This is a genomic window from Myxococcus sp. CA039A (assembly GCF_013336645.1).
In the GTDB taxonomy this organism is placed as follows: Bacteria; Myxococcota; Myxococcia; order Myxococcales; family Myxococcaceae; genus Myxococcus; species Myxococcus llanfairpwllgwyngyllgogerychwyrndrobwllllantysiliogogogochensis.
Window position 1 is genome coordinate 1 of record NZ_JABUMQ010000454.1, and the last position, 7,120, is coordinate 7,120.

The following is a 7,120-nucleotide window of genomic DNA, read 5'->3' on the forward strand; positions in this document are numbered from 1 at the left end:
GGATTTCAGCGAGGCCGTGGAGGAGTCCCCTCCCGCGCGCCCCGCCGCGCCGCCGCCCGCCGTGGCCGCCAGGCCGAGCGGTGGAGCCTTCGAGTTCGACCTGGACTTCAGTGAGGCCGTGGAGGAGTCCCCTCGCGCACCGCCTCCGCGCCCGGCCGCGCCGCCGCCTCCTCCGGCGTCCAAGCCGAGCGGTGGGAGCCTCGAGTTCGAGCTGGATTTCAGCGATGCCGTGGAGGAACTCCCTCCGGCGGCGCCGCCTCCGACGCGGACCTCGCCTCCGCCGCCTCCGTCCGCCACTCGCCCCGCTGGTGGCGGCCGCGAGTTCGACCTGGACCTGTCGGGGATGGGCGCGAGGCCCTCTCCCGGAGTCGCGGCGCCTCGGATGCCCGCGCCGCCTCCCGCCGCGGCCCGTCCTCCGCCTCCGCCCGCCGCGTTCCAGCCTCCACCGCCGCCGCCCTCGTTCCAGCCGCCGCCTCCGTCACCCGTGGCGGCCGCGTCGCTGCCCAATGTGCGCCGCGAGGCCCCTCGGGCTCCCGAGCCGGTGGGGACTCCCACGCTGCTCTCGCCGGCGTCAGCGAAGCCCGCGACACCGCTCGCCGCGCCCGCGCTGGATGAGCGGGGCCTGCCGAAGACGGTCTTCCTCCCGCCGCCGCCGCAAATCGTGGGCACGGGGCCCGTCATCGGCATCGACCTGGGCACCACCAACTCGTGCGTGGCGCTCTTGTCCAACGGGCGCCCGATGGTCCTTCGCTCGCGCGAGGGCTACAACACGATTCCGTCGGTCATCTCGCTCAACGCGCAGAACAAGCTGCTCGTCAGCCACCGCGCGAAGAACCAGCTCGTGTTGCGCCCGCAGCACACCATCTACGGCGCGAAGCGACTGGTGGGTCGTCCCTACGACAGCGCCGTGGTGAACCAGGTCCGCGAGCGCTTCCACTACGAAATCGTCCCCGATGCCGCCGGCCGCGCCGCCGTGCGACTGGCGGACAGCGTGCTCTCGCTGGAGGAGGTGCAGGCCATCATCCTCCGCGAGTGCAAGGAGATGGCGGAGGCCCACCTCAACCAGAAGGTGGAGCGCGCGGTGGTGACGGTGCCCGCGTACTACTCCGAGCCGCAGCGCGAAGCGGTGCGCAAGTCCGGCATCCTCGCGGGCCTCAAGGTGGAGCGCATCCTCAACGAGCCCACCTCGGCGGCGCTCGCGTATGGCCTCAACCGCGAGCTGAACAAGAAGGTCCTCGTCTACGATTTGGGCGGCGGTACCTTCGACGCCACCATCCTCAAAATCGAGAAGAACGTCTTCGAGGTGCTCGGCACCGGCGGCGACATCTTCCTGGGCGGCATCGACTTCGACAACCTCATCGTCGACTTCCTCCTCCAGCGCTTCCAGGAGAAGGAGGGCATGGCCTTCAACGGCGACGGCATCGCCCTGTCGCGCGTCAGCGACGCCGCCGAGCGCGCGAAGATGGCCCTCTCCGAGCGCGCCAGCTTCGAGGTCCACATCCCCATGTTGATGATGGACGATGCGGGCCGCCCTCGTGACTTGCGTGTCGTGATGACGCGGCAGGAGCTGGAGAAGATCTGCGACCCGCTGCTCAGCCGCACCGTGGACGTGGTGCGCGACGTGCTGCTGGACGCGAAGCTGAAGGCCAGCGAGGTGGACGACATCATCCTCGTGGGCGGCATGAGCCGCATGCCCCTGGTGCGCGAAAAGCTCAAGGGCCTGTTCGGCAAGGGCCCGCAGGCGAGCGTCAATGCGGACGAGGCCGTCGCCCTGGGCGCGGCGCTCTACTCGGGCTCGGTGGACAAGGTGAGCAGCGTGGTGCTCATCGACGTGTTGCCCATGACGGTCGGCGTGGCGATGCCCGGTGGCGTCTTCAAGCGCGTCATCGAGCGCAACAGCCCGCTGCCCGCGCAGCGCTCCTTCGCCCTCAACACGACGAAGGACAACGAGGAGTTCCTGGAGCTGTCCATCTTCCAGGGCGAGGACAACCACATCTCCGCCAACGAGTACCTGGGCACGGTGCGCATCGAGGGACTGCCTCGGGGGCCGAAGGGCTCGGTGCGAGTCGCCGTCACCATCAAGCTCGATTCGGAGTGCGTGCTGCATGTCGAGGCTCGCGAGTACTCCACGCGCAAGGAAGTGAAGGCCACGCTGGCCACGCGCTACTCACCCGAGGAGCTCCAGAAGCAGCTCCAGGTGAGCAAGGAATCGGTGAAGGCCGCCGAGGAGCGCCGTGGCGCGGACCTGAAGGAGCGCGCCGGTGGCTTCTGGGGCTTCGTGAAGAAAGCGCTGGGCCGCAAGTAGCGGGCACGCCGAGGGACGAAAGGACCGTACGTCTTGAGCCAGCACACTCCCTCCCGTCGGCGCTGCTCCTTCTGCGGCGCCCCCGAGCATCAGGCGGGCCCGCTGCGACAGGGCACCGGCGGCGCCACCATCTGCGATGCGTGCGTGGTGCGTCTGTTCGCCGAACTGGACCGGCAAGCCTTCGCCCCCAGCCCGAATCCGAAGGGGAACACCGCCACGCTCCACAGTGGCTCGGACGACGCCTGACCTCGGGAGTTCCATGTCGTCCGTCTCAGCGCCCCGGTACCTGACGCGCTTCCAGTGCCTCGCGGACGCGTGCGAGGACACCTGCTGCGCGGGGCTCGTCGTGCCGGTGAGTGATGCGCGCTGGCGCATCCTTCGCGACGTGGTGGCCGGTGGGCCCGATGCGGCCCGGGTCGAAGCGCTCGTGCTGCCGGACCCGGGCAGCGGCTCCGGCGCGGAGGCCGCGTACATCACCAAGCGCGAGGACGGGAACTGCTCATTCCTCGACGAGAGCAAGCTGTGCGCGCTGCACCGGAAGTATGGCGAGGTCGCGCTGCCGGATGCGTGCGCGATGTTTCCGCGCGTGGCGACTCGTAGGGCAGGGCGGCTGGAGGTGACGGGCTCGTTCGGCTGTCCCGAGGTGGTGCGGCTGTGTCTGCTCGCGGAGGATGCGCTGGAGCAGGTGCCCGTGGACGCCTCGCTCGCGGCGCGGCCGGAGATTGCCCGGGTGCTGGGGGACGAGGACGCGTGGTCGGTGCACTCGGAGCGGGTGCGCGCCGTGGCGCTGCGCATCCTGGAGCGGCGTGAGCATCCGTTCGCCTCGCGGCTGTTCATGCTGGGAGAGCTGGCACGGCGGCTGGGGCCCTTCTACTTCCGGGGCACCGAGGTGTTCTGGGAGGAGGGCGCGGAGGCGCTGTTGACCCAGACGCTCGCGACGTTCGAGGACGCGGAGACGCTGGCCGCGTTGCATGCGGCGGTCTCCCAGGTGTCGCTGCCTGGAGGACCGTGGGCGGGCATCTGCGGCATGGTGTTGAGGTCGCGCGTGGGGGCCGTGGGCAGCGAGCGATTCAGTGGCTGGGCTCGCGCGGTGCTGGCGTCCTATGGAGGGCCGCAGGCGGCGCCGGATGACGTCTGGGCCCGTTATGCGGCGCGCAGGGCTCGACTGGAGCCCGTGCTGGGCGCGCGCGTGGAGCAGTACTTCCGGCACCACGCGGTGAACCACTGGCTGCGCCATCCGTTCACCGATGCGCCGTCGGTGCTCGACTATGTCTTCAAGCTCGCGCTGCGGGCGGCGGTGTTGCGCTGGGTGCTGCTCGGCCACCCGACGGTGGTGGCGCTGTGCGAGCGCGACGACCTCGCGGCCACGCCAGAGGTCCGCGCCCAGCTCGACGCGGCGGCGGTGGAGTGCTTCCAGTTGAGCGCGAAGCACCTCGAACAGTCTTCCGAGCTGCACACGCTCGCCCAGGGACTCTCGGGCGGCGCGGGGCCGGACTCGCTGCCCCGGATGCTCGTGCTCCTCCAGGGCCTCTGAGTCTCCGCGCGCTCAGGTCGCCGAGCGCGGCTTCGCGCCCAGCCGCTCCATCGCCTGACGGAACACGGCGTAGTCCTGCGCGCCCTGGATGCCGAAGCGGTCTCCGAGCACGAACGTGGGCACCGCGCTGACGCCCATCTCCCGCGCCTCGCGCACCGCGTCGTCCACCACCTTCTCGAAGTGTCCGCCCTCCACGGCCTGCTGGAGCGCGTCCGGCTCCAGGCCCACTTCCTCCGCCGCGCCGCGCAGCGTCTCCCACTGCCAGAGGTCCTGTCCCTCACTCCAGTACCGACGCAGCAGGGCCGCATGGTACGGCTCCAGTTTGCCCTGGGTTCGCGCGTACTCGGTCGCCTGGTGCGCCCGCTTCGTGGACGGAATGACGTCCCGGTCCACCATCTTCAACCCCGCCTGCGCCGCGCGCAGCTTCAGCGGGTTGTTGGGGTCCTTCATCTTCTCGCGGATGTGCGCGGGAAGGGGCAGCCCCTCGGGCGGCGTCTCCGGGCGCAGGAAGAACGGACGCCAGTCCACCTGGAGGTCGTACTCCTGGCTCAGCTTTTTGACTTCCTGCAGGCCGACGTAACACCAGGGACAGACGAAATCGGACCAGACGCGGACGGTGACGGGTTCGCTCATGGCCCTCTCATTAACCCGGGCATACACGGGCCGCTCGCATGTTCCGAGGCCCCAGGGTGGACAGCGTCCAGAGGAGCGGGCACGGTCCACCCCCGTATGCCCCCAACCCGAGCGCTCGCCTGGAGGCCAGCGCCTGGGTCCACCCCAGGAGGACACCTTGTCGCTGTCGCTTGTCGCGGCCCTGGCCATCGCCGCCTCTCCGGCGCCCGCCCGGCCCCAGCCGTTCACCCACCACGACATGATTTCGATGCGCCGGCTGAGCAACCCGCGCGTCTCCCCGGACGGCAAACAGGTCGCCTACGTCCTGCGCTCCACCGACCTGGAAGCCAACCGGGGCCGCAATGACTTGTGGCTCGTCAACATCGACGGGAGCGGCTCGCGCCAGCTCACCTCGCATCCCGACTCGGACTCGGACCCCACCTGGGCCCCGGACGGCAAGAGCCTCTTCTTCCTCTCCTCGCGCGGCGGCTCCTCGCAGGTGTGGCGCCTGCCCGTGGACGGCGGCGAGCCCCTCGCCGTCACGAAGCTCCCCCTGGACGTGGGCAGCTTCCGCCTGTCCCCCGACGGCACGCGGCTCGCCGTGTCCATGGACGTGTTCCCCGACTGCACCTCCGGGCTGGAGTGCAACACCCAGCGCGAGACGGAGCGCTCCAAGCGCAAGTCCACCGGCCGCACCTACGACAAGCTCTTCGCCCGTCATTGGGACACGTGGAAGGACGGAAAGCGCTCGCACGTGTTCGTCGTCCCCGTCGCCGGCGGCACGCCCGTGGACGTGATGAATGGCATGGACGCGGACGGCCCCACCAAGCCCTTCGGCGGCCCGGAGGAGTACACCTTCACCCCGGACAGCAAGAGCGTGGTCTTCACCGCGCGCGACGTGGGTCGCACCGAGTCCTGGTCCACGGATTTGGACCTCTTCGTGTCCCCGGTCGACGGCAAGGCGAAGCCGCGCAAGCTCACCGAGAAGAACCGCGCCACCGACACCAGCCCCGTCTTCAGCCCCGACGGCAAGACGCTCGCGTACCTCGCCATGGCCCGCCCGGGCTTCGAGGCGGACCGCTACCGCGTCATCCTGCGCACCTGGCCGGGTGGCCAGGAGCGCGTGCTCGCCGAGGACTGGGACCGCTCCGCCGGCTCGCTCGCGTGGAGCCCGGACAGCAAGACGCTGTACGCGTCCGCGGGCCACATCGGCCTGGTGCCCCTGTTCGCGCTGGACGTGGCAAGCAACCAGGTGCGCCAGCTCACCAAGGACGGCACCGACGACTCACCCCAGCCCGCGGCCAACGGCAGCCTGGTCTACGTGCATGACGACCTGGACTCGCCCGCGGACCTGCACGTCCTCAACGCGGACGGCACCTCCAAGCAAATCACCCAGGTGAACCAGGACGCGCTCGCGCGCATCCGCTTCGGCGGCTTCGAGCAGTTCGAGTTCCCCGGCTGGAACAACGAGACGGTGCGCGCCTACGTCGTGAAGCCGGTGGACTTCGACCCGAAGCGCCAGTACCCGCTGGCCTTCCTCATCCACGGCGGACCGCAGGGCTCCTTCGGCAATCACTTCCATTACCGGTGGAACCCCCAGGTCTACGCGGGCCGGGGCTATGTGGCCGTGATGGTCGACTTCCATGGCTCCACCGGCTACGGGCAGGCGTTCACCGACTCCATCCGTGACGACTGGGGCGGCAAGCCGCTGGAGGATTTGCAGAAGGGCCTGGCCGCCGCGCTGCAGCGCTACCCCTTCATCTCCAAGGAGAAGAAGTGCGCGCTCGGTGCCAGCTACGGCGGGTACATGATCAACTGGATTGCCGGCAACTGGCCGGACGGCTTCAAGTGCCTGGTCAACCACGACGGCATCCTCGACGAGCGCATGGGCTACTTCGACACCGAGGAGCTGTGGTTCCCGGAGTGGGAGCACAAGGGCACGCCGTGGGAGAATCCGGAGGGCTACGGCAAGCACAGCCCCATCAACCACGTGGCGAAGTGGAAGACGCCGATGATGGTGGTGCACGGCGGTCAGGACTTCCGCGTCGTGGAGACGCAGGGCCTGGGCACCTTCACCGCGCTCCAGCGCAAGGGCATCCCCTCCAAGCTTCTCTACTTCCCGGAGGAGAACCACTGGGTCCTGCGTCCCGCCAACAGCATCCAGTGGCACGACGAGGTGCTGGCCTGGCTGGACCAGTGGACGCGCAACTAGGCGCGTGACACCCCGGGGCCCGCGTCAGGCGAGCGGGCCCCGGTTGCTTTTCCTTAGGGAACGACGAAGCAGTCGTCGATGCAGCGCTCCAGGTACTCGGAGCAGCTCTTGTCGGCGGCGCAGTCGGCACACTCCGCCACGGCGTCCTTCCGGTCGTCGGAGTCGCGGTCATCCACCCAGTCGTTGATGGTGTCCGCGCACTTTCCCGTGTCGAGTTTGGAGTCGAAGCACTCCTTGCGATGGTCACAGATGGTGTCGGCGTTGCTGGAGCAGCCGGTGAGCACCGCGCTGAGCGCCAGGAGGGTCGTCACTGCGAGGTTTCGGATGGACATGGGGCGGTGTCCTAGCGCACCCAGTCGTCTTCGGGAAATAGCCCTTCTTGCTCAGTGTCGAGCGGCCTGCCGTGGGGGCTGAGGTCGGACGACCTTGACGGGACGCGGAGGAGGCGGTGGTGGGC

6 protein-coding genes are annotated in these 7,120 nt (G+C 69.5%); 4 read left to right on the top strand and 2 right to left on the bottom strand.

Features of this window, described 5'->3' with window-relative positions:
- The 3 genes from HR086_RS43105 to fliB form a co-directional block, all read left to right on the top strand.
- Nucleotides 1-2,305: Hsp70 family protein (locus HR086_RS43105; protein ID WP_174468545.1), on the top strand; the 2,305-nt coding region annotated here is incomplete at its 5' end.
- A 33-nt stretch (nt 2,306-2,338) separates the two neighbouring features.
- Nucleotides 2,339-2,551: a ClpX C4-type zinc finger protein gene (locus HR086_RS43110; RefSeq protein ID WP_174454219.1), complete on the top strand. Its 213-nt coding sequence runs from the start codon at nt 2,339-2,341 to the stop codon at nt 2,549-2,551.
- A gap of 13 nt (nt 2,552-2,564) precedes the next feature.
- Nucleotides 2,565-3,839, top strand: a complete 1,275-nt coding sequence (gene fliB / locus HR086_RS43115; RefSeq protein WP_174468546.1) for a flagellin lysine-N-methylase — start codon at nt 2,565-2,567, stop codon at nt 3,837-3,839.
- A 12-nt stretch (nt 3,840-3,851) separates the two neighbouring features.
- Here fliB and HR086_RS43120 read toward each other — a convergent pair whose 3' ends face one another.
- Complete coding sequence (locus HR086_RS43120; RefSeq protein ID WP_141649156.1) at nt 3,852-4,472, bottom strand: DsbA family protein; 621 nt, start codon at nt 4,470-4,472, stop codon at nt 3,852-3,854.
- 157 nt (nt 4,473-4,629) lie between these two features.
- Here HR086_RS43120 and HR086_RS43125 point away from each other — a divergent pair, with 157 nt between their 5' ends.
- Nucleotides 4,630-6,663, top strand: a complete 2,034-nt coding sequence (locus tag HR086_RS43125) for a S9 family peptidase (protein ID WP_174468547.1) — start codon at nt 4,630-4,632, stop codon at nt 6,661-6,663.
- 53 nt (nt 6,664-6,716) lie between these two features.
- On the opposite strand, the gene HR086_RS43130 is transcribed toward HR086_RS43125, so the two are convergent.
- A complete protein-coding gene (locus HR086_RS43130) occupies nt 6,717-6,995 on the bottom strand; it encodes a hypothetical protein (protein ID WP_141649158.1) in 279 nt (92 codons plus the stop codon).
- Nucleotides 6,996-7,120: the final 125 nt, after the last annotated feature.